This window comes from Paraburkholderia antibiotica, from assembly GCF_012927125.1.
Taxonomy (GTDB): Bacteria; Pseudomonadota; Gammaproteobacteria; order Burkholderiales; family Burkholderiaceae; genus Paraburkholderia; species Paraburkholderia antibiotica.
Genome location: NZ_JABBFZ010000001.1, coordinates 41300 through 63290, shown reverse-complemented (window position 1 = coordinate 63290; position 21991 = coordinate 41300). Strand labels below are relative to the sequence as shown.

Annotated in this window: 19 protein-coding genes; 16 read left to right on the top strand and 3 right to left on the bottom strand. The window is 64.5% G+C overall.

The annotated features are described in order from the left end of the window. The first annotated feature begins 4 nt into the window (after positions 1-4). The 4 genes from lspA (at position 5) to dut (ending at position 3465) form a co-directional block, all read left to right on the top strand. Positions 5-499, top strand: coding sequence for a signal peptidase II (gene lspA / locus HHL14_RS00280; RefSeq protein WP_169495607.1), 495 nt, complete (start codon positions 5-7; stop codon positions 497-499). Between the two features lie 120 nt (positions 500-619). Then, positions 620-1837 carry a bifunctional phosphopantothenoylcysteine decarboxylase/phosphopantothenate--cysteine ligase CoaBC gene (coaBC, locus tag HHL14_RS00275; protein WP_169495606.1) on the top strand — a complete coding sequence of 406 codons (1218 nt, stop codon included), beginning with the start codon at positions 620-622 and terminating at the stop codon, positions 1835-1837. Positions 1838-1924: 87 nt separating this feature from the next. Beyond that, the gene (locus HHL14_RS00270) at positions 1925-2941 is read left to right on the top strand and encodes an LLM class flavin-dependent oxidoreductase (RefSeq protein WP_169495605.1); all 1017 of its coding nucleotides are present in this window, start codon (positions 1925-1927) and stop codon (positions 2939-2941) included. A 77-nt stretch (positions 2942-3018) separates the two neighbouring features. Next, positions 3019-3465 carry a dUTP diphosphatase gene (gene dut / locus HHL14_RS00265; RefSeq protein WP_169495604.1) on the top strand — a complete coding sequence of 149 codons (447 nt, stop codon included), beginning with the start codon at positions 3019-3021 and terminating at the stop codon, positions 3463-3465. 176 nt (positions 3466-3641) lie between these two features. Here the strand turns inward: dut and clpA are convergent, their stop codons facing one another. Together clpA and clpS are read right to left on the bottom strand one after the other, a co-directional pair. After that, a complete protein-coding gene (clpA, locus tag HHL14_RS00260) occupies positions 3642-5939 on the bottom strand; it encodes an ATP-dependent Clp protease ATP-binding subunit ClpA (RefSeq protein ID WP_169495603.1) in 2298 nt (765 codons plus the stop codon). Then, positions 5936-6250, bottom strand: coding sequence for an ATP-dependent Clp protease adapter ClpS (clpS, locus tag HHL14_RS00255; RefSeq protein ID WP_169495602.1), 315 nt, complete (start codon positions 6248-6250; stop codon positions 5936-5938). Before clpS ends, clpA begins: the two co-directional genes overlap by 4 nt. 561 nt (positions 6251-6811) lie before the next feature. Between clpS and HHL14_RS00250 the strand changes: the two genes are divergently transcribed. After that, complete coding sequence (locus HHL14_RS00250; protein WP_018421595.1) at positions 6812-7018, top strand: cold-shock protein; 207 nt, start codon at positions 6812-6814, stop codon at positions 7016-7018. 171 nt (positions 7019-7189) lie between these two features. Here HHL14_RS00250 and icd read toward each other — a convergent pair whose 3' ends face one another. Further along, entirely contained in the window at positions 7190-8446 is a 1257-nt protein-coding gene (gene icd, locus HHL14_RS00245; RefSeq protein WP_169495601.1) for an NADP-dependent isocitrate dehydrogenase, read from the bottom strand. Between the two features lie 429 nt (positions 8447-8875). On the opposite strand from icd, the gene HHL14_RS00240 reads away from it, so the two are divergent. From HHL14_RS00240 to HHL14_RS00190, 11 genes are all read left to right on the top strand, one after another. Continuing rightward, positions 8876-9445, top strand: a complete 570-nt coding sequence (locus HHL14_RS00240; RefSeq protein WP_169495600.1) for a pseudouridine synthase — start codon at positions 8876-8878, stop codon at positions 9443-9445. A 144-nt stretch (positions 9446-9589) separates the two neighbouring features. Beyond that, positions 9590-9736, top strand: a complete 147-nt coding sequence (locus HHL14_RS00235; protein WP_169495599.1) for a hypothetical protein — start codon at positions 9590-9592, stop codon at positions 9734-9736. 161 nt (positions 9737-9897) lie between these two features. Beyond that, a complete protein-coding gene (locus tag HHL14_RS00230; RefSeq protein WP_169495598.1) occupies positions 9898-10092 on the top strand; it encodes a hypothetical protein in 195 nt (64 codons plus the stop codon). Between the two features lie 143 nt (positions 10093-10235). Then, the gene (locus HHL14_RS00225) at positions 10236-10751 is read left to right on the top strand and encodes a DUF192 domain-containing protein (RefSeq protein WP_169495597.1); all 516 of its coding nucleotides are present in this window, start codon (positions 10236-10238) and stop codon (positions 10749-10751) included. A gap of 413 nt (positions 10752-11164) precedes the next feature. Then, the gene (gene fusA / locus HHL14_RS00220; RefSeq protein ID WP_169495596.1) at positions 11165-13273 is read left to right on the top strand and encodes an elongation factor G; all 2109 of its coding nucleotides are present in this window, start codon (positions 11165-11167) and stop codon (positions 13271-13273) included. Between the two features lie 331 nt (positions 13274-13604). Beyond that, entirely contained in the window at positions 13605-14132 is a 528-nt protein-coding gene (locus HHL14_RS00215; RefSeq protein WP_169495595.1) for a cupin domain-containing protein, read from the top strand. Positions 14133-14159: 27 nt separating this feature from the next. Then, on the top strand, positions 14160-15197 hold the full coding sequence (locus HHL14_RS00210; RefSeq protein WP_169495594.1) for a HoxN/HupN/NixA family nickel/cobalt transporter: 1038 nt from the start codon (positions 14160-14162) through the stop codon (positions 15195-15197). 398 nt (positions 15198-15595) lie between these two features. Then, the gene (locus HHL14_RS00205) at positions 15596-17293 is read left to right on the top strand and encodes an ABC transporter substrate-binding protein (protein WP_169495593.1); all 1698 of its coding nucleotides are present in this window, start codon (positions 15596-15598) and stop codon (positions 17291-17293) included. 79 nt (positions 17294-17372) lie between these two features. Beyond that, positions 17373-18401, top strand: coding sequence for an ABC transporter permease (locus HHL14_RS00200; protein ID WP_169495592.1), 1029 nt, complete (start codon positions 17373-17375; stop codon positions 18399-18401). Next, a complete protein-coding gene (locus HHL14_RS00195; RefSeq protein WP_169495591.1) occupies positions 18398-19321 on the top strand; it encodes an ABC transporter permease in 924 nt (307 codons plus the stop codon). The genes HHL14_RS00200 and HHL14_RS00195 overlap by 4 nt, the downstream gene beginning before the upstream one ends. Further along, on the top strand, positions 19318-21612 hold the full coding sequence (locus HHL14_RS00190; RefSeq protein WP_169495590.1) for an ABC transporter ATP-binding protein: 2295 nt from the start codon (positions 19318-19320) through the stop codon (positions 21610-21612). The genes HHL14_RS00195 and HHL14_RS00190 overlap by 4 nt, the downstream gene beginning before the upstream one ends. The last annotated feature ends 379 nt before the right edge of the window (positions 21613-21991 follow it).

Below are 21991 nucleotides of genomic sequence, written 5' to 3'. Positions count from 1 at the left end.
CAGCATGTCGAAAACATCGGTTCGAAGCAGTTCGCTGGCACCCTGGCTCGGCATCGCGCTGATCGTCATCCTGTTCGATCAGCTGACGAAAATCTCGGTGCGCAAGGTGTTCGAATACGGGGTGCCGCATGAGGTCACGTCGTTTTTCAACCTGATCCTCGTGTACAACCGCGGCGCCGCGTTCAGCTTCCTCGCGATGGCGGGCGGCTGGCAGCGCTGGGCATTCACCGCGCTCGGCGTGGTCGCCGCGCTGGTGATCTGCTATCTGCTCAAGCGCCATAGCGGACAGAAGATGTTCTGCACGGCACTCGCGCTGATTCTCGGCGGCGCGCTCGGCAATGTGATCGACCGGCTGATGTACGGCCACGTGATCGACTTCCTCGATTTCCACGTGGGCGGCTGGCACTGGCCGGCGTTCAATCTCGCCGACAGCGCGATCACGATCGGCGCGATCCTGCTCGTGCTCGACGAGCTGCGGCGGGTACGCGGCACACGCTAACGTCGCCCGCGGGCGCGAGGCCTCGTCGGCCGCGCCCGCGTCCGTTTGAAAAGCGCGACGGCGCGACGGCGGGCAACGCCATCGTGCCGCCGCGCGATCACGCTTTGTCGGAGGCTTTCGTTGGCTACCGCAGAACTCGCAGGCAAACACCTCGTCCTCGGCATGACGGGCGGCATCGCCTGCTACAAGATCGCCGAACTCACGCGTCTCCTGGCCAAGGCCGGCGCAACCGTGCAGGTCGTGATGACCGACGCGGCGACCCAGTTCATCACGCCCGTCACGATGCAGGCACTGTCCGGGCGCCCCGTCTACACGAGCCAGTGGGACGCGCGCGTGCCGAACAACATGGCGCATATCGATCTGTCGCGCGAAGCCGATGCGATGGTGATCGCGCCCGCCTCCACCGATTTCCTCGCCAAACTCGCGCACGGCATGGCCGACGATCTGCTCGCGACGCTATGTGTCGCGCGCGACTGCCCGCTGCTGGTCGTGCCGGCGATGAACCGGCAGATGTGGCAGAACCCCGCCACGCAACGCAACGTCGCGCAATTGCGCGCGGACGGCGTCGAAGTGCTCGGCCCGGATTCGGGCCCGCAGGCCTGCGGCGAAGTCGGCGACGGCCGCATGCTCGAAGCGGCGGCGACCTATGAAGCGATCGCGTCGTTCTTCGCGCCGAAGATTCTCTCCGGCCGGCGCGTGCTACTGACGGCCGGCCCGACCTTCGAGCCGCTCGATCCGGTGCGTGGCATCACCAACCGCTCGAGCGGCAAGATGGGCTTCGCGCTCGCGCGCGCCGCACAGCAGGCCGGCGCCGACGTGCATCTGGTGGCCGGCCCTGTCGCGCTGGAAACACCGTGGGGCGTGTTCCGCGAGGACGTGCAAACCGCCCAGCAGATGCACGACGCGGTGATGCACGCGGTCGCCGATGCGGACGTCTTTATCGGCGTCGCGGCAGTGGCGGACTGGCGCGTCGATCACGTCAGCGAGCAGAAGATCAAGAAGACCGCCGAGCGAGCGCTGCCGAGCTTCTCGTTCGTCGAAAATCCGGACATCCTGGCCGCGGTCGCCAGGCTGCCGAAGCCGCCGTTCACGGTCGGCTTCGCGGCCGAAAGCGATAACCTCGACGTCCATGGCGAGGAAAAGCGCGTGCGCAAGAACGTGCCGCTGCTGATCGGCAATCTGGGCCCGCAGACCTTCGGGCTCGACGACAACGAAGTGATCCTGTTCGAAGCAGGCAGCGCCACGAAGCTGCCGCGCGCCGACAAGCAGACGCTCGCGCGCGCGTTGATCACGGAAATCGCGAAGCGCCTGCCGCCCGACACCGGTCCGCTGCGCTAGACGAGCGCATGGCGGCGGACTCGCACTCCGCTGCCCCGCCCGTCGCGCGTGCCGTGCCGAATCGGAGTTATCTGGAGCACTACTGACATGACGCTACTTTCCGTGCTCGATCAAACGCCGGTGGTCGCCGGCCATTCGGTGGCGGACGCGATTGCCGCCACCGTCGAACTCGCGCAGCTTGCCGACGACCTCGGCTACACGCGCTACTGGTGCGCCGAACACCATGGCTTGCGCGGCGTGTCGAACCCCTGCCCCGAAGTGATGCTCGCGCACCTCGGCAGCGTGACCAAACGCATTCGCATCGGCTCGGGTGGCGTGATGCTGCCGTACTACAGCCCGTTCAAGGTCGCCGAGCAGTTCATGATGCTCGAGGCGCTGTTTCCGAACCGCGTCGATCTCGGCGTCGGACGTGCACCGGGCGGCGACATGCGCACCGCGCAGGCGGTCGCCGCCGGTGCCTACAATCGCGGCGAGATTTTCCCGCAGCAGGTCGCCGAGCTGGTCGGCCTGATGCATGGCACGCTGTCCGACGATCACGTCGCGCAAGGCGTGCTGCTGCAGCCGCAAATCGATACGCGCCCGCAACTGTGGATGCTCGGCTCCAGCGAATTCGGTGGCCAGCTGGCGGCAAAGCTCGGCATCCGTTTCGCGTTCGCGCATTTCATCAACGCGCATTTCGGCAAGCAGGTCGCGCTAGCGTATCGCGAGCGTTTCCAGCCGGGCAACGAAGCGGCGCAGCCGTATCTTGCGGCCGCGGTGTTCGTGATCTGCGCGGATACCGAGCAGGAAGCGGCCGACCTCGAAAAAGCCGTCGATCTGCGGCGCGTGCAGATGGCGTACGGCCTGAACGAACCGATTCCGACGATCGAACAAGGCGTCACGCAGGAGTACGGCGAGCGCGAAGAACTGATCATCGCGCGCGAGAAACCGCGCAGCATCATCGGCACGCCGGAGACCGTCACCGCGCGGCTGACGGAACTGCAGGAGCAATTCCAGGCCGACGAACTGATGGTGCTGACCGTCGCCGCCAGCTATCGCGCGCGGCTGCGCTCTTATGAACTTCTCGCCGAGGCTTTCGAGCTCGGCGCGAATCGGGCGGCCTGACCGGTTTGCCGGCGCGGCTGATGAGCCGCCTATCCGAACGCCCATCCAACGTCTAATCCACACTCTCTCGAACCTGAATGAAACTCGACCTGAAGATTCTCGATGAACGCATGCGAGAACAGCTGCCCGCCTACGCAACGACCGGCAGCGCCGGCCTCGATCTGCGCGCCTGCCTCGACGAACCGCTGACGCTGAAACCCGGCGAAACCGCGCTGGTGCCGACGGGCCTCGCGATCCACGTCGGCGATCCGGGTTATGCGGCGCTGATTCTGCCGCGCTCGGGTCTTGGGCATAAGCACGGCATCGTGCTCGGCAATCTGGTCGGCCTGATCGATTCCGATTACCAGGGTCAACTGATGATCTCGACGTGGAATCGCGGCGAAACGACGTTCGTGCTGAATCCGATGGAACGCCTCGCGCAACTGGTGATCGTGCCGGTCGTGCAGGCCGAGTTCAATATCGTCGACGACTTCGAGGAAAGCGTGCGCGGCGCAGGCGGTTTCGGCAGCACCGGCAAGCATTGAGCGCTTGCTGCCGCGGTGTCCGTTAGCGGTTAGCGCGAGGGTAGCGCCAGCATCATCGCGGAAAAGCAGAGCCCCAAAAGAAAACGGCGCGGGTTTTATCCCGCGCCGTTTTGCTTTCAGTTCAGCCAGCTAGTCTAGCTCGCCTAGGCCTGGCGCAGCGCCTGCTGCGCCAGGCCTTATTCGACTTCCACCGCTTCCGGATTCGGATTGCGCGGCGCCGGATGCTCGTCGAAGGTCAGCTGCACCTTGTCTTCGGCATCGACGTCGACCGTCACGCGGCCGCCGTTCATCAGCTTGCCGAACAGCAACTCGTCGGCGAGCGCGCGACGAATCGTGTCCTGGATCAGACGCTGCATCGGCCGCGCGCCCATCAGCGGGTCGAAACCATGCTTCGCCAGATGCTTGCGCAGCGCGTCGGTGAAGAGCGCGTCGACCTTCTTCTCGTGCAGCTGATCTTCCAGTTGCATCAGGAACTTGTCGACCACACGCATGATGATCTCCTCATCCAACGCACGGAAGCTGATGGTTGCGTCCAGACGGTTGCGGAACTCCGGCGTGAACATGCGCTTGATGTCGACCATCTCGTCGCCCGCCTCGCGGCGGTTCGTGAAGCCGATCACCGACTTGCCCATCGCCTCGGCGCCCGCGTTCGTCGTCATGATGATGATGACGTTGCGGAAGTCCGCCTTGCGGCCGTTGTTGTCCGTCAGCGTGCCGTGGTCCATCACCTGCAGCAGCACGTTGAAGATGTCCGGATGCGCCTTCTCGATTTCGTCGAGCAGCAGCACGCAGTGCGGCTTCTTCGTGACCGCCTCGGTCAGCAGGCCACCCTGATCGAAACCGACATATCCTGGAGGCGCGCCGATCAAACGGCTCACCGCGTGACGCTCCATGTATTCCGACATGTCGAAACGGATCAACTCGATGCCGAGCGTGAACGCCAACTGCTTCGCGACTTCGGTCTTGCCGACGCCGGTCGGGCCCGAGAACAGGAACGCGCCGATCGGCTTGTCCAGCTTGCCGAGACCCGCGCGCGCCATCTTGATCGCCGCCGACAGCGCGTCGATCGCCGGATCCTGGCCGAACACGACGCTCTTCAGGTCGCGGTCGAGCGTCTGCAACTTGCTGCGATCGTCTTGCGACACGCTTTGCGGCGGCACACGCGCGATCTTCGAGATGATTTCCTCGATCTCGTTCTTGCCGATCGTCTTCTTCTGCTTCGACTTCGGCAGAATGCGTTGCGCCGCGCCCGCTTCGTCGATCACGTCGATCGCCTTATCCGGCAGATGGCGGTCCGTGATGAAACGCGCCGACAGCTCAGCCGCCGCCGACAGCGCCCCCGACGAATACTTCACGCCGTGATGTTCTTCGAAACGAGACTTCAGCCCACGCAGGATCGCGACCGTCTGCTCGACGGTCGGCTCGGTCACGTCGACCTTCTGGAAACGACGCGACAACGCCGCGTCCTTTTCGAAGATGCCGCGATATTCGGTGAACGTGGTCGCGCCGATGCACTTCAGCGTGCCCGACGAGAGCGCCGGCTTCAGCAGGTTCGATGCGTCCAGCGTGCCGCCCGACGCGGCACCCGCGCCGATCAGCGTATGAATTTCGTCGATGAAGAGAATGGCGTGCGGACGCTCTTTCAGTTCCTTCAGCACCGTCTTCAGACGCTGCTCGAAGTCGCCGCGATATTTGGTGCCCGCGAGCAACGCGCCCATGTCGAGCGAATACACCTGGGCATCCGCGAGGATGTCCGGCACTTCGCCGCGCGTAATGCGCCACGCCAGACCTTCGGCGATCGCAGTCTTGCCGACGCCCGCCTCGCCGACCAGCAACGGATTGTTCTTGCGCCGGCGGCACAGCACCTGCACCACGCGCTCGACTTCCGACTCGCGTCCGATCAGCGGATCGATGCGGCCGTCCTTCGCCATCTGGTTCAGGTTCTGCGTGAACTGGGCGAGCGGCGTTTCCTTCTGCGCGGCGGCTTCGTCGGACTCGGCATTCGCGTCGCTCGCTTTCGCGGCGTCCGAGCTGCTCGTCTTGGCGATGCCATGCGAGATGAAGTTGACCACGTCCAGACGCGTCACGCCCTGCTGCTGCAGGTAATACACCGCGTGCGAGTCCTTCTCGCCGAAGATTGCGACCAGCACATTCGCGCCGGTCACTTCCTTCTTGCCGTTCGAGGTGGACTGCACATGCATGATGGCGCGCTGGATCACACGCTGGAAACCGAGCGTGGGCTGCGTGTCGACGTCGTCCGTGCCCGGCACGGTCGGCGTGTTGTCATGAATGAAGTTGCGCAGGTTCTGACGCAGATCCTCGATATTGGCCGCGCATGCACGCAACACTTCCGCCGCCGTCGGGTTATCCAACAGCGCGAGCAGAAGATGTTCGACCGTTATGAACTCGTGCCTTGCCTGGCGTGCTTCCATGAACGCCATGTGCAGGCTGACTTCCAGTTCCTGGGCAATCATGCTTCCTCCATCACACACTGCAGCGGATGCCCGGCCTGCCGTGCGTGGGTAACGACTTGCTCGACTTTGGTCGACGCGATGTCCCGCGTATAGACCCCACAAACTCCCCTGCCCTCGCGATGCACCTTCAACATAACCTGTGTTGCGGTCTCACGATCCTTATTGAAATATTCCTGCACGACCATCACGACAAATTCCATTGGCGTGAAGTCGTCATTCAGCAGCACCACCTTGTACATGGACGGCGGCTTGAGTTTCTGCTCCTGCCGCTCCAGTACGGTGCCGTCCTGCTTGTCCGGGATAATCGCCATACACCCATTCTAAACAACTGGGACAGGCCCGCAATCCTGTCAAAACCCGGCCAGTTGGCCGATGAGCCCGTTCGCCGCCGCCCGGCCGTCACGACTCTGTCATGATTACCGTGGCAGATGCGTTTTCGACGGGCCGATTGCGGAGCCGGCCCCTATCCTGTTCTGCTGCGCGGTCGTGCTGCACCGCGGTCGGATCGAGTATCGCACAACCTGCCGGTGCCGGCTGCCAGCGCTCGCCGCCGGGGCCGTCGGCGTGTCGGACACAGTCGTCATGTGAGTCGATTATGCGACTTTTCAAGCCATGCCGCTTGCGCAACCGCACATAACGGAAGCGGTAAAAACCCCTGGAAAAGCAGGGTGTTTGTAACTCGACAACGGCGTCTCAAAATTTTCTTGACACTCGAATAAAGAGCCTCAACAATCAAGCTGGCACTTTTTTCACCAAGCCATAATTTCGAAAAAATGCCGATGGTGAGCTTGTGAGGAGAGAGCGACTGCCTCGCGCGGTCGTGGCTTTTCGAGGGCTCGTGGTAGTGACATGAGTTACAGGGGAAGTTGGAAATGGCAACCGGTACGGTTAAATGGTTTAACGACGCAAAGGGTTTCGGATTCATCACGCCTGACGAGGGTGGCGAGGATCTGTTTGCACACTTCTCGGCCATTCAGATGAATGGCTTCAAGACGCTGAAGGAAGGCCAGAAGGTCACCTTCGAAGTCGTGCAAGGCCCGAAAGGCAAACAGGCATCGAACATTCAGGCACCCGTCTGAACCGGTTCGTTACCCGTCCTTTTTGAAACCCGGCTCCGCGCCGGGTTTCTTTTTTGCCGCGCTATTTTTACGCCGCGGATTTTCCGGCCGGAAATCCGGGTAAAAAAATACCCCGGCCATCTGAAAGGCGCCGGGGCATTTAATGCAGGCCGGATAATCCCGCCGCATTAATTACATATTTTCGATCATTACCTGCCCAAATGCTGAACAGGATACCTGCGTCGCACCTTCCATCAGACGCGCGAAATCGTAAGTCACGCGCTTTTGCAGAATTGATTTTTCCATCGAACTGATAATCAGATCCGCCGCTTCGAACCAGCCGAGGTGGCGCAGCATCATTTCGGCCGAGAGGATTTCCGAACCCGGATTCACGTAGTCCTTACCCGCGTATTTCGGCGCCGTGCCGTGCGTCGCTTCGAACATCGCGACCGAATCCGACAGGTTCGCGCCCGGCGCGATGCCGATGCCGCCGACCTGCGCCGCCAGCGCGTCCGAGATGTAGTCGCCGTTCAGGTTCAGCGTCGCGATCACGTCGTATTCGGCCGGGCGCAACAGGATCTGCTGCAGGAACGCGTCGGCGATCACGTCCTTCACGACAATATCGCCGCCCGTCTTCGGATTCCTGACCTTCATCCACGGACCGCCGTCGATCAGCTCCGCGTTGAATTCCTTCTGCGCGAGCGCGTAGCCGAAGTCGCGGAACGCGCCTTCGGTGAACTTCATGATGTTGCCTTTATGCACCAGCGTCACCGAGCGGCGATCGTTGTCGATCGCGTACTGGATCGCCTTGCGCACCAGACGCTCGGTGCCTTCGCGCGACACCGGCTTGATGCCGATGCCCGAACTGTCCGGGAAGCGGATCTTCTTCACGCCCATTTCGTCGCGCAGGAACTTGATGACCTTCTTCGCCTGCTCCGACTCGGCCGGCCATTCGATGCCCGCGTAGATATCTTCCGAGTTCTCGCGGAAGATCACCATGTTGGTCTTTTCCGGCTCGCGCACCGGCGACGGCACGCCCTTGAAATACTGCACCGGCCGCAGGCACACATAGAGGTCGAGCTCCTGGCGCAACGCGACGTTCAACGAACGGATGCCGCCGCCGACCGGCGTGGTGAGCGGACCCTTGATCGACACCACGTATTCCTTCACGACCTCCAGCGTCTCTTCCGGCAGCCACACGTCCGGACCGTACACGCGGGTTGCCTTTTCGCCCGCATAGATTTCCATCCAGTGGATTTTCTTCTTGCCCGCATACGCTTTTTCGACCGCCGCATCGACGACCTTGATCATGACCGGCGTGATGTCCAGACCGGTGCCGTCGCCCTCGATGTACGGGATGATCGGCTGGTCGGAAACATTGAGCGAAAAGTCGGCGTTGACGGTGATCTTGTCGCCACCGGTCGGAACCTTGATGTGCTGATACGGCATGATCGACTCCAGTGAAAGCTGTGCAAAAGCGGATGGGAGACTGCGAAAGAGACGCCCCTCGCCGCGCAATGCCGAACGCCCGCGAGCGGCCTGGCCGCTATTCTAGCCCACGCGTCTCGCGCGCCCGGGCGGCTTGCGCTCGGGGTTTTCCAACATGAACGCCCCGCTCTGGGAGAAATCCGAGCGCGCCGTGCTCCTGTATAAGATACAAGAATCTTCATTCCGATTTATGCATTATCATCGCGCCATCCGCCATCGGCCCCAAAACGTGTACGCGCGATGGACTCATGCACAAGGCGGCCGGTCATCGCCACGCTGTCGTCACATGCTCGTCACGGCGCGCCGTGCGACGCCCTTGACAACGCCCTCGCCGACCCACGTTCGCGCCGCTGTCCGCACCCTCTGCCACTCTCTGCCGTCTGACTCCCCATGCGCCTCCTCGCCCTGAACAAGCCGTTCGGCACCATCTGCCAATTCTCGCCGCACGAGACGCGCGCGTCGCTCGCCGACTGGGTCAAGGTGCCCAACGTCTATCCGGCGGGCCGGCTCGACTCCGATAGCGAAGGCCTGCTGCTGCTCACCGACGACGGTGCGTTGCAGGCGCGTATCGCGGAGCCGCGTCACAAGCTCGTCAAACGTTATTGGGCACAAGTCGAAGGCGCGCTCGACGAGGCCGCGTTGAAGAAGCTTGCGCGCGGCGTCGATCTTGGCGATTACGTGACGCGTCCGTGTCGCGCGAATTACGTCGAACCGTCGGACACGCTGTGGACCCGCACGCCGCCGATCCGCTATCGCGCCGCGATTCCGACCACCTGGATCGAGCTGTCGATCACCGAAGGCAAGAACCGCCAGGTGCGACGTATGACGGCCGCGGTCGGCTTTCCGACCTTGCGTCTGGTGCGCGTCGGCGTCGGTGCGCTTGACATTTTTTCACTCGGACTGCAGCCCGGAGAGAGTCGCGAGTTGCCGTCGAATGCACCGTGGGATGGTGTGATCTGAAGCCACGCAAAAGTGCAAATAACGCTATACGTACCAGCTCAAAATATGTTTCACGGTTGTGAACATCGTCCCTAACTCGTTGTATCAGCACGCAAATCGACACGTGAAACGCGGGCTCGAAAAACGTGGAACAACGATGTCCGCATGATCTATCGCAAAGTATTTTCAACGCCTCTGCGTGCGCTCGAAATTTCCGCGGAATTCGCGTCAACCGCCGTGCAACCCGCCGCGTTATTCGACGCAGATGCCACCGAAGCTATCCGGCATTCAGCCGTAAAGACCTTTGCATAAGCCGCTTCGCTCGGCGAGTACGAAAGTCCGAACGCTAGCAGACGCGTCGAAAAATTTTGTTCGATGCGGCTGTCAACCGAAAGGTGGATGGCACGTTTACCGACATGACTCTACATAAGCCGGGTCATTTGGTTAATTAACTCAAGCTGAGGATTTACAAAATGAACAAACTGATCGCCGCTCTGGTCGCTGGCCTCTTCGCAACGGCAGCATTCGCACAAGCTTCGGCTCCGGCAGCAGCTTCGGCAGCTCCGGCAGCAGCAGCTTCGGCAGCCAAGAAGACCACCAAGCACCACCACAAGAAGTCGCACAAGAAGGCAGCAGCAGCTGCTGCAGCTTCGGCAGCTTCGGAGTAAGTTGCTTGTAAAACGCAGTCAAGAACACGCTTCATTGCCGTTCTTACGGCGTTGTAAGGCAGATCACCGCAAGGCGATCTGCCTTTTTGTTTTTGGCGCGCTCGCGTAACATGCGCGAGTCAATTTCAGCAAGGAGTCTTGCCGTGCGATTTTCCCTGCGCTCGTCGATGGCGCGTCTCGCCATTGCCGTTGCCCTGCCGCTCGCGGCGCTATCGTTCGTCGCCACCACCGTCCCCGCTCACGCGCAGCAGATGCCGCCGGGCGCGAAGCAGCCGGGCGAGTTCCCGCGCGTCAAGCTGACTGCCGGCATGTTCGTGATCGACGCGGCCGTCGCCGCCAACGACGCGGACCGCGAACAGGGCCTGATGTACCGCACGAATCTCGCGCCGAACGAAGGCATGCTGTTCGTGTTCAACGAGAACGCCGGCCACTGCTTCTGGATGAAGAACACGCTGATCCCGCTGTCGATCGCGTTCATGCGCGCGGACGGCACGATCACCGACATCGCCGAGATGCAGGCCGAGACCACCAACAACCACTGCCCGACGCATAACGGCGTGTTCGCGCTGGAAATGTCGAAGGGCTGGTTCGCGTCGAAGGGCATCAAGCCGGGCATGCAGATTCAGGGCTTGCCGCCGGTGCCGGGCGTCACGCAGTAACCGTGCGATAACTGCACAGTAGCCGCGCGGGAGCCACAGCTACGCGCGTCGCAGCGAGACGCTGCAGGGCATCCGGCGGCGCGCAGCGCATCGGCGCCGCCATGGTGCCAATGCGGCGCCACAGCAGCCCCACTGCAACACCACCATAGCGCCGCCCAGCGGCCGCACCGTTTCGCCGGAAAGCCGGCGCCCTTCCCCGGGCGCCGGCTTTTTTTACGCCCGTGCAGCCTGCCGCGAGGCCCCGCTCGGGCGGCCTTCGCGCCCGCTGGCAGGATTCATGCAAAAGACCAACCGACGCGCTATCCTTGTAATCTCGATAAAGCGACACGACATAGAGCAGCACATCACTTCCCCGGGCGGCCCACGCGGTCGCCCGGCCTGCGTTTCAGGCGCGCCATTCCAAGGAGGTTCACGTGCCCCGCAAGACTCCCATCGAGCGCTACCGGAATATCGGCATCAGCGCTCACATCGATGCCGGCAAAACCACCACCACCGAACGGATCCTGTTCTACACCGGCGTGACCCACAAGATCGGCGAGGTTCACGACGGTGCGGCGACGATGGACTGGATGGAACAGGAGCAGGAGCGCGGCATCACGATCACCTCGGCGGCCACCACGGCGTTCTGGAAAGGCATGGCCGGCAACTATCCCGAGCATCGGATCAACATCATCGACACCCCCGGGCACGTCGACTTCACGATCGAAGTCGAGCGCTCGATGCGCGTGCTCGACGGCGCCTGCATGGTCTACGACTCGGTCGGCGGCGTGCAGCCGCAATCGGAAACCGTGTGGCGCCAGGCGAACAAGTACAAGGTGCCGCGCATCGCGTTCGTCAACAAGATGGACCGCGTCGGCGCGGACTTTTTCCGCGTGCAGCGGCAGATCGGCGATCGCCTGAAAGGCGTCGCGGTGCCGATCCAGATTCCGATCGGCGCGGAAGATCACTTCCAGGGCGTGGTCGATCTCGTGAAGATGAAGGCGATCTTCTGGGACGACGCCAGCCAGGGCATCAAGTTCGAGTATCGCGAGATTCCGGCCGAGCTCGCCGCGACCGCGAAGGAATGGCACGACAAGATGGTCGAGGCCGCCGCCGAAGCGAACGAAGAACTGCTCGAAAAATACCTCGGCGGCGAGCATCACCTGACCGAAGAGGAAATCAAGCACGGCATCCGCGCGCGCACGATCGCCAACGAGATCGTGCCGATGCTGTGCGGCAGCGCGTTCAAGAACAAAGGCGTGCAGGCGATGCTCGACGCGGTGATCGACTATCTGCCGTCGCCGGTCGACGTGCCCGCGATCATCGGTCACGACGAGCACGACAAGGAGATCGAGCGTCATCCGAACGACGACGATCCGTTCTCGGCGCTCGCCTTCAAGATCATGACCGACCCGTTCGTCGGCCAGTTGATCTTCTTCCGCGTGTACTCGGGCGTCGTCAATTCGGGCGACACGGTCTACAACGCGATCAAGGAAAAGAAGGAGCGCCTCGGCCGGATCCTGCAGATGCACGCGAACGAGCGCAAGGAAATCAAGGAGGTCTACGCGGGCGACATCGCCGCGGCCGTCGGCCTGAAGGAAGCGACCACCGGCGACACGCTCTGCGATCCTAACCATGTGATCATCCTCGAAAAGATGATCTTCCCGGACCCGGTGATCTCGCAGGCGGTCGAGCCGAAGACCAAAGCCGACCAGGAGAAGATGGGCATCGCGCTGAACCGCCTCGCGCAGGAAGACCCGTCGTTCCGCGTGCAGACTGACGAGGAATCCGGCCAGACGATCATCTCCGGGATGGGTGAGCTGCACCTCGAAATTCTGGTCGACCGGATGAAGCGCGAGTTCGGCGTCGAGGCGACCGTCGGCAAGCCGCAGGTCGCATATCGCGAGACGGTGCGCAACAAGGTCGAAGATGTGGAAGGCAAGTTCGTCAAGCAATCGGGCGGGCGCGGCCAGTACGGTCACGCGGTGATTACGCTCGAGCCGTCCGAGCAGGGCAAGGGCTACGAATTTGTCGATGCGATCAAGGGCGGCGTGATTCCGCGCGAATTCATCCCGGCGGTCGACAAGGGCATCACGGAAACGCTGAAGGCCGGCGTGCTGGCCGGCTATCCGGTCGTCGACGTGAAGGTCACGCTGACCTTCGGCTCGTACCACGACGTCGACTCGAACGAAAACGCCTTCCGCATGGCCGGCTCGATGGCGTTCAAGGAAGCGATGCGCAAGGCCAGGCCCGTGCTGCTCGAACCGATGATGGCGGTCGAGGTGGAAACGCCCGAAGACTTCATGGGCAACGTGATGGGCGATCTGTCGAGCCGACGCGGCATGGTGCAGGGCATGGAAGACATCGCGGGCGGCGGCGGCAAGCTGGTGCGCGCGGAGGTGCCGCTCGCCGAGATGTTCGGCTACTCGACGTCGCTGCGCTCGGCCACTCAGGGCCGCGCGACTTACACGATGGAGTTCAAGCATTACGCGGAAACGCCGAGCAATGTCGCCGAGGCGGTGATCAACGCGAAGAAGCAGTAAGCACTGCACATGAGCCCCGCAACCGGCCGCAGCAGCAACGATCAGCGTTCGGCAACCGGTTGCAGGCTCGCACCGCTCACGTAAAAAACCGAAGCCCGTTCCTTGTGAACGGGCTTTTTTTATCGCACTTTATCTATCGCACGACGATCGGCTCGACAGACAGCGCGGCGCACGCAGTTGCACCACACGTTTTTTGGCCGTGCCAGAATGCCGGACAGCAACCGGTCTATCGGGTCTGCCGTTTTGTCGTTTGGTTGTTTTGTTCTGCACTACGGTCGAGCCGCATCGGTCAAGCACTCAAGCACGGCATGCAAGCCGGGAAGGAGACACCATGAGCCATGATCACGAACACCCGCATTACCGCGCCGAGCACGAAGCCGCCGAAAGCGGCGCGCAGATCGACTGGCGCGAGCACGGCGTGAAGGTCATCCGCGGCGACCAGCTGGACACCAACACCGCGCAGACGCCTGGCATGAATCGCGCGGCCGCGATCAACGCGGCGCGGGTCGGCGCGCAGAAGATCTGGGCCGGCACCGTGACGATTCATCCGAACGCGAAGACCGGCGCGCATCATCACGGCGCGCTCGAAAGCGTGATCTACGTGGTGCGCGGCCACGCGCGCATGCGTTGGGGCGAGCATCTGGAGTTCACCGCCGAAGCCGGTCCCGGCGACTTCATCTTCGTGCCGCCCTACGTGCCGCATCAGGAGATCAACGCGAGCACCGACGATCCGCTCGAATGCGTGCTGGTGCGCAGCGACAACGAAGCGGTCGTGGTCAATCTGAACATCGACGCGGTCGAGCAGCCCGAGACCGTCTACTGGGTCGATCCGATCCACAAGCATCCGCACGATCATTAACTCATCCGCTCTTTCACTGCCGCGCCCATGACACCCACCGCCTCGCTGCGCCCTCGCCTGCTCACGCTCTATACGGTGCTGATCGCCGCCAACCTCGGCGCGTGGCTGTGGGCATTGATCGCGTTTCGCCACTATCCGCTGCTGCTCGGCACCGCGCTGCTCGCGTACGGCTTCGGCCTGCGCCATGCGGTCGACGCCGACCACATCGCGGCGATCGACGCCGTTACGCGCAAGCTGATGCAAACCGGCAAGCAGCCGCTCGGCATCGGCCTCGCGTTTTCGCTCGGCCATTCGACGATCGTGATCGCGGCGACCGTGGGCATCGCGTGGACCGCGCATTCGCTGCATGGGCGCTTCGAGAGCTTCAAGGAAGTCGGCGGCACGATCGGCACGCTGGTCTCGGCGACGTTCCTGCTGGTGCTCGCAGCCGCCAATCTGGTGATCCTGCGCGATGTGTGGCGCCGTTATCGGCACGCGCAACGCGACGGCGCGACACCCGACCCCGGCCAGCCCGCCAGCGATACCTTCGCGCCGGCTGGCCTGCTGTCGCGCGCGTTGCGGCCGCTGTTCCGGCTCGTAACGAAAAGCTGGCACATGTACCCGGTCGGCGTGCTGTTCGGCCTCGGCTTCGACACCGCCACCGAAATCGGCCTGCTCGCGATCGCCGCGTCGCAGGCGAGTACCGGCCTGCCGCTCTACTCGATCCTCGTGTTCCCGGCGCTCTTCACCGCCGGCATGACGCTCGTCGATTCGACCGACAACGTGCTGATGGTCCACGCGTACGGCTGGGCGATGGACGACCCGAAGCGCAAGCTCTACTACAACGCCAGCATCACCTTCGTCTCGGCAGTGGTCGCGATCGTGATCGGCGGCGTCGAGGCGCTCGGGCTGCTGTCGGAGCACCTCGGCTGGAGCGGCGGCGTGTGGGACGCGGTCGCGAGCATCAACGAGCGGTTCGGCGCGCTCGGCTACTGGATCGTCGCCGCGTTCATGGCGTGCTGGATCGGCTCCGTGCTGCTTCATCGTTGGCGCCGGCCGGGCACGCAAACGTCGCAGACGTACTAGCGCGGCAAGCCGCAGCGGTAAATCTCACTGCCCGTGAGCAGCACGAACGGCGCAATCGGTAAGGATTCCAGCGCAATAGCGGCGGTCCGTCCGCCGGCGCGGTCGCGCAACGTGAACACGTTCCCGCCGCCGCTTGCCACCGTTCACCACCGCTCACCACCGTTGTGACGACGACACACCGCGCCGACTTTATCAGCCGATCGGCAAGCTCGCGGCGCCGCCAGCGCGCCGCAGCCGTGAGCAATCGCTTACACTGAAACCGCTTTGCGCAGCCCTGCGCGTCGGCGCTCGCGGCGGCCACCTCGCACCGCCGCTCCGATCGCGCGCTGCCCTCGCGTGCTCGCGCGGTTCGCGCGACGCTACGGAACCGGCAACAGAACGGACTGGACACGCCATCGATGAAAAAGCCAGCGGACCGATTTCTCGCAAGTCATGCAGCACTGAGCACAGCCCTCGACGCAGCCCGCCCCACCGCCGACGCCTACGGCAACCACGCCCTCGACGAATTCCTTGCCGGCCGCATCACGCGACGCGAACTGCTGCGCTACGCGAGCGTGATCGGCCTGTCGCTCGCGGGCGGCGGTGTGCTCGGCACGCCGCGCGCACAGGCGCAAGGCGCGGCGGCCACGCCCGCCGCCTCGAACCAGACGATCCGCGTCGCGCATCTGACGCCGGCGGGCGCCGTCGACCCATTGACCGTGACCGACGCCGCGAGCCTCGCGCTGCTGAACCAGACCGGCGAATTCCTGATCGACGACGACGGCGAGAAGCTGATGCTGAAGCCCGCGCTCGCGCTGTCGTGGAAGCCGAACGACAAAGGCGACGTGTGGACCTTCACACTGCGCCAGAACGTCAAGTTCCACGACGGCCAGCGCTTCGGCGCCAAAGACGTGGTCGCCACCTTCGACCGTCTCGCCGACCCGGCCAGCGGCTCGGCCGCGCTGTCGGTGCTGAAGGGCGTGCTGTCGAAAGGCGGCGCGAAGGTCGTGGACGAACACACGGTCGCGTTTCATCTCGATGCGCCGAACGGCAATTTCCCGTACTACGTGTCGTCGGACAATTACAACGCGGTGATCCTGCCCGCGAATTATGCGGGCAATTACGAAAAGAGCTTCATCGGCACCGGGCCGTTCCGCTTCGAGAAGTATCAGCCGAAGGTCGGCGCGTCGTTCGTGCGCAATCCTGACTATTGGGGCGACAAAGCGTTGCCGCAGCGCGTGCAGTTCACCTTCTACGCCGACGAGCAGGCGCAGCTGCTCGCGCTGCAAGGCCATCAGGCCGACGTGATGGGCACCTTCACCGTGCAGGGCGGCGCCGGCATCCTGAACAATCCGGACTACAAGGCGATGGGAGTGAAGTCGAGCGCGCATCGGCAGATTCATATGCGCAACGACAATCCGCTCTTCAAGGACAAGCGCGTGCGCCAGGCACTCGCGCTGGCGATCGACCGCGATGTGATCGTGCGTGGCCTCTTCAAGGGCCGCGCGCAAACCGGCAACGACAGTCCGTTCGCGCCGGTGTTTCCGTCGTCCGATGCAGGCGTGCCGCAACGCCGGATCGACGTCGCGAAGGCGAAGCAGCTACTCGCTCAGGCCGGCGTGCCGAACGGCTTCGACGTCACGCTGACCACCGAAAAATACATGGAGATTCCAGACCTCGCCGTGGTCGTGCAGAACGCCGCGAAGGCGATCGGCGTGCGCATCAACCTGAAGGTCGAAAGCCAGTCGCTGTATTACGGCGCGGGCACGCCGGGCAAATCCGACTGGCTCGACTCGCCGCTCGGCATCACCGACTACGGCCATCGCGGCGTGCCGAACGTGTTCCTCAATGCGCCGTTCACCAGCAACGGCACGTGGAATGCCGCGCACTTCAGGAACCCGCAATACGATCAACTGGTTGCGCAGTTCGTCGCGGCACTCGATCTGTCGTCGCAGAGAAAGATCTCCGGCCAGATTCAGACGCTGCTGCTCGACGAGACGCCGGTCATCATTCCGTTCTTCTACGATCAGCTGATCGCGATGCGCAAGGGCGTGAACGGCGTGCGCTTCACCGCGCTCGCGCAACTGTATTTCGATCGCGCGACGCTCGCCGCGTAAGCCGTCAGATAAGCCACCGTATAAGCCGCGCGCTGTACGGCACGCAGGCGTTTTCGCAACTTCGGCAGGAGGACTCACGATGTCGGCACCGGCGCCCTCTCCCGCATCCGCGGCACCGCACGCAGCACGCGCGGCAAACGGCAATGCGGGCCGCGTCGCGCGTTTTCTGGCGACGCGCGTCGGGCTCGCGCTGATCACGCTGTGGCTGCTGTCGCTGATCGTGTTCGCGGGCGGCCAGTTGCTGCCCGGCGACATCGGCCGCGCGGTGCTCGGGCCGCTCGCCGATGCGCGCGCGGTCGCCGCGCTCAACCATCAGCTCGGCGCGGACCGGCCGCTCGTCACGCAATACGTCGACTGGATCGCGCATTTCGTGCGCGGCGACATGGGGCTGTCGTACGCGTATCGCGAACCGGTCGGGCCGTTCATTGCCGAGGCGCTCGCGCACTCGGCGAAGCTCGGCCTGCTCGCGTTCATCGTCGTCGTGCCGCTCGGCATCGCGGGCGGCGTGTGGGCAGCGATGCACGCGGGACGCTGGCTCGATCGCACGATCAGCATTGCCGGCCTGTCCGCGACCGTGGTGCCGGAGTTCGTGTCGTCGATCGTGCTGATTCTCGTGTTCGGCGTATGGCTGCGCTGGCTGCCGATCGAAGCCACCTCCGCGCCCGACGCGGGCGTGTTCGAGCAGCTAAGGCATCTGGTGTTGCCGGTGCTGCCGCTGGTGCTGGTGTTCTTCGGCTATATCGCGCGGATGGCGCGCGCGGGCACCGTCGAAGCGCTCGACGCCGACTACACCCGCACCGCGATCCTCAAGGGCCTGCCGAGGCACATCGTGATCTGGCGGCACGTGCTGCGCAATGCGCTGCTGCCGACCATCACGGTCGCCGCCACGCAGCTCGGCTACATGATCGGCGGACTGGTGGTGGTCGAGACGCTGTTCCACTACCAGGGGATCGGCTCGCTGATCTACAACGCGGCCAAGGCAAAGGACTTTCCGATGCTCGAAGCAGGCGTGCTGACGATCGGCGTGGTCTATACGCTCGCGAATCTGCTGGCCGATGCGCTGCACGTGCTGCTCAATCCGCGCCTGCGGGTCAGGAGCGCCGAATGAGTAGCGTCGTTCCGCCGGGCCCGCCTTCGCCTGGCTCTCCTGGCGCAACGCCAACGCCACCCGCGTCCGGCGCCGCACCGAGTCCCGTCGCCGAGCCGCGCTATCCGCGCCTGCGTCTGCTGCTGCGCTCGCCGACCTTCGTCGCGGGCGCGCTGATCGTCGCGTGGTGGATCGTCTGCGCGATCGCCGGGCCGTGGTTCGTGCCGCTCGACCCCTATGCGTCCGATCCGCTGAACTCGCTCGCGCCGCCCGATCACGCGCACTGGTTTGGCACCGATCAACTGGGCCGCGACGTGTTCTCGCGCGTGATCGTCGGCGCGCGCGACATCCTCACCATCGCGCCGCTCGCGACGCTGCTCGGCACGCTCGCCGGCACCGCGCTCGGCCTGCTGGTCGGCTACTTCGAAGGCTGGGTCGACAACGTGATCGGCCGCGTGATCGACGCGGTGCTCGCGCTGCCGCTCGTGATCGTCGCGCTGCTCGCGCTCGCCGCGCTCGGCGCGTCGAACTTCACGGTGATCCTCGTGATCGGCATCACGTTCACGCCGATCACCGCGCGCACCGTGCGCGCCGCCGTGTTCGCCGAGCGCCATCTCGACTACGTCGCGGCCGCGCAGCTGCGCGGCGAACGCGCGCCGTACATCATGTTCGTCGAGATCCTGCCCAATGTGCTGCCGCCAATCGTCGTCGAGGCGACCGTGCGCCTCGGCTATGCGATCTTCGCGGTCGCGACGCTGTCGTTTCTCGGCTTCGGCATCCAGCCGCCGTCGGCCGACTGGGGACTCGCGTTGTCCGAGTCATACACGCTGATGGCGGGCGGCGCATGGTGGACCGTGGTGTTCGCGGCGGGCGCGATCGCGTCGCTGGTGGTCGGCGTCAATCTGATTGCCGACGGCGTGCAAGGAGTGCTCGACCGATGAACGGCTCGTCGTCCCCCTTGCCCTCCCCGTTCGCCGCCTTCGACGTATCGAAGAGCGAGCGCACCGACGCGCTGACCGTCGTCGGTCTGACGGTCTCGTACCGGATCCGCGGCCGCGATCGCGAAGTCCTGCAGGACGTGTCGTTTCGCGTGCGGCGCGGCGAAGCGTATGGACTGGTCGGCGAATCGGGCTGCGGCAAGTCGACCGTTGCGATGGCGACGCTGCGCTATCTGCCGCGCAACGGCAGGATGAAGGCCGGCAAGCTCGCGATCGCCGGCGAGGACGTGCAGAAGCTCGGCGCCGATGCGCTGCGCCAGCTGCGCGCGACGACCGTCTCGATGGTCTATCAGGATCCGGGGCGCGCGCTGAATCCGTCGCTGACGATTGCCCGTCAGGTCTCCGAAGCATTCGAGGCGGCCGGCGTCGCGCGCGACGAAGCGCTGCGCCGCACACGCGAGATGCTCGAACGCGTGCGCATCGCCGCGCCCGAACGCGTGATGGCCAGCTATCCTCATCAATTGTCGGGCGGCATGCAGCAACGCGTCGTGATCGCGATGGCGCTCGCGTCGAACCCCGCGCTGCTGATCCTCGACGAACCGACCACCGGCCTCGACGCGACCGTCGAAGCCGAAGTGCTCGACCTCGTCGCGCAACTGCGCAAGGAACTGGGCACCGCGGTGCTGTTCATCAGCCACAACCTCGCGGTGATCGGGCGCATGTGCGAGCGCGTCGGCGTGCTGTACGCGGGCAAGCTGGTCGAGGAAGGCGCCACCGCCGACGTGTTCACGCGGCCGCGCCATCCGTACACGGTCGGGCTGCTGCGCTGCCTGCCGGGCGCCGCGCACAGCAAGGACCGCGAGCCGCTCGACACGATCGCGGGCAGCCTGCCGCCGCCGGGCTCGGTCACGCAGGGCTGCATCTATGCGGAGCGCTGCCGTCTCGCCGACGAGCGCTGCCGCCGCGAAGCGCCGCCGCCCTATCGGCTCGCCGCCGCGCATGGCGATCAGATGGCGCGCTGCCACTATCACGAGCGCGCGATCGAGTTGCCGCGTGCGGCGGGCGCTGCGACGGCTTCTGCGACGTCCACCGCCTCCACTGCCGAGCCCGCTGCGTTGCCAGGTTCATCGGACTCGCCCGACCAAGCGGCCAGGCACACACCCACTTCTCCTGTGCTGCGCGCGCGCAATCTGTCGAAGACCTTCCACGGCACCGGCACGCCGCTGCGCGCAGTCGACGACGTATCGCTCGAACTCGCGAGCGGCAAGACGCTCGGCCTCGTCGGCGAATCGGGCAGCGGCAAGACCACGCTCGCGCGGCTGCTGCTCGGCCTGCTGACGCCCGACGCCGGCAGCGTGCTCGAACTCGACGGCGCGCCGCTCGCCGCGCGCGTCACGCGCCGCAGCGACGAGCAGTTGAAATCACTGCAGATCGTGTTCCAGAACCCGGACTCGGCGCTCAATCGCGCGCATTCGGTGAAACGGCTGATCGGCCGCGCGCTCGCGCGCTTCACCGCGCTGCGCGGGTCCGTGGCCGATGACCGGCTCACCGCGTTGACGTCCGCCGTGCGCCTGCCGGAACGCTATCTCGACGCGCACTCGCGACAGCTGTCGGGCGGACTCAAGCAGCGTGTCGCGATCGCCCGCGCGTTTGCCGGCGAGCCGCGCGTGGTGGTTTGCGACGAGCCGACCTCGGCACTCGATGTGTCGGTACAGGCCGCGATCCTCAACCTGCTCGCCGATCTGCAACGCGAGCGCGGCGTCAGCTATGTGTTCATCTCGCACGATCTGCACGTGGTGCGCTACGTGTCGGATCGCATCGCTGTCCTCTATCTCGGCCGGCTGCTCGAGATCGGCCCGGCGGCGGCGGTGTTCGACGGTCCTCAGCATCCTTATACCGAAGCGTTGCTGTCGGCGGTGCCGACGATGCCCGGCAATGGCGTGCTCGCGGCGGAGCCCGATACGGCGCCGCGCACGCGCATCCGGCTGTCGGGCGAATTGCCCAACGCGGGCGCGATGCCATCGGGCTGCGTGTTTCACACGCGCTGTCCGCGCAAGCTCGGCGCGATCTGCGAGCAGCAGGACCCGCCGTTTCTCGATGCCGGGGATGCGCGAGAGACGGCCGGGCAACCGTCCGCGCATCGGATCCGCTGCCATATTCCCGTCGACACGTTGCGCGCGCTACAAGCCTCTGCGCGCGGCAACGGTGATGACGACAACGGCAACCGCCCCGATGGCGCGAGCAATCCGGCAGACGGCATGGCATCGAACGACTCGTCGCGTGATGGCGATTAGCGGCGCTCGCGCCGCTCTCCGCGTTCGCCTTCACGCCTTTACCTTCGCGCCTTCGCTTACCTTCATCTGCCTTCGCTGACCGTCGCTCGCCTCCGTTTGCCTTCGCTCGCCGCCCTTCTTCATCGCGCCGCCAACCCTTCACCCTTGCGCCGCCCTTAACGAATCGCATGCCAAAACGCACGCCTGAGGGCCGCGCGTTTCATCGCCGAAACGTTTTCCTGCGTTTTTCCGTTGCGGGCACCGCACATCGCGCGAGTACCCGTGTCGCGTCAAGGACTTGCGCTCCGTGGCATGGATATCGCTAATTGAGCGTCCAGAGATTCGAAGCCAACCGCGCGCAACGCCGCGCAAATCCGCACGACATGCGCCATTCACGCGA

What these genes read in the sequence shown, in the direction of transcription:
- lspA (WP_169495607.1), top strand. Translation starts at nt 5, where the DNA reads ATGTCGAAAACATCGGTTCGAAGCAGTTCGCTGGCACCCTGGCTCGGC.
- HHL14_RS00270 (WP_169495605.1), top strand. Translation starts at nt 1,925, where the DNA reads ATGACGCTACTTTCCGTGCTCGATCAAACGCCGGTGGTCGCCGGCCAT.
- dut (WP_169495604.1), top strand. Translation starts at nt 3,019, where the DNA reads ATGAAACTCGACCTGAAGATTCTCGATGAACGCATGCGAGAACAGCTG.
- clpA (WP_169495603.1), bottom strand. Translation starts at nt 5,939, where the DNA reads ATGATTGCCCAGGAACTGGAAGTCAGCCTGCACATGGCGTTCATGGAA.
- clpS (WP_169495602.1), bottom strand. Translation starts at nt 6,250, where the DNA reads ATGGCGATTATCCCGGACAAGCAGGACGGCACCGTACTGGAGCGGCAG.
- HHL14_RS00250 (WP_018421595.1), top strand. Translation starts at nt 6,812, where the DNA reads ATGGCAACCGGTACGGTTAAATGGTTTAACGACGCAAAGGGTTTCGGA.
- icd (WP_169495601.1), bottom strand. Translation starts at nt 8,446, where the DNA reads ATGCCGTATCAGCACATCAAGGTTCCGACCGGTGGCGACAAGATCACC.
- HHL14_RS00240 (WP_169495600.1), top strand. Translation starts at nt 8,876, where the DNA reads ATGCGCCTCCTCGCCCTGAACAAGCCGTTCGGCACCATCTGCCAATTC.
- HHL14_RS00235 (WP_169495599.1), top strand. Translation starts at nt 9,590, where the DNA reads ATGATCTATCGCAAAGTATTTTCAACGCCTCTGCGTGCGCTCGAAATT.
- HHL14_RS00230 (WP_169495598.1), top strand. Translation starts at nt 9,898, where the DNA reads ATGAACAAACTGATCGCCGCTCTGGTCGCTGGCCTCTTCGCAACGGCA.
- HHL14_RS00215 (WP_169495595.1), top strand. Translation starts at nt 13,605, where the DNA reads ATGAGCCATGATCACGAACACCCGCATTACCGCGCCGAGCACGAAGCC.
- HHL14_RS00210 (WP_169495594.1), top strand. Translation starts at nt 14,160, where the DNA reads ATGACACCCACCGCCTCGCTGCGCCCTCGCCTGCTCACGCTCTATACG.
- HHL14_RS00205 (WP_169495593.1), top strand. Translation starts at nt 15,596, where the DNA reads ATGAAAAAGCCAGCGGACCGATTTCTCGCAAGTCATGCAGCACTGAGC.
- HHL14_RS00200 (WP_169495592.1), top strand. Translation starts at nt 17,373, where the DNA reads ATGTCGGCACCGGCGCCCTCTCCCGCATCCGCGGCACCGCACGCAGCA.
- HHL14_RS00195 (WP_169495591.1), top strand. Translation starts at nt 18,398, where the DNA reads ATGAGTAGCGTCGTTCCGCCGGGCCCGCCTTCGCCTGGCTCTCCTGGC.
- HHL14_RS00190 (WP_169495590.1), top strand. Translation starts at nt 19,318, where the DNA reads ATGAACGGCTCGTCGTCCCCCTTGCCCTCCCCGTTCGCCGCCTTCGAC.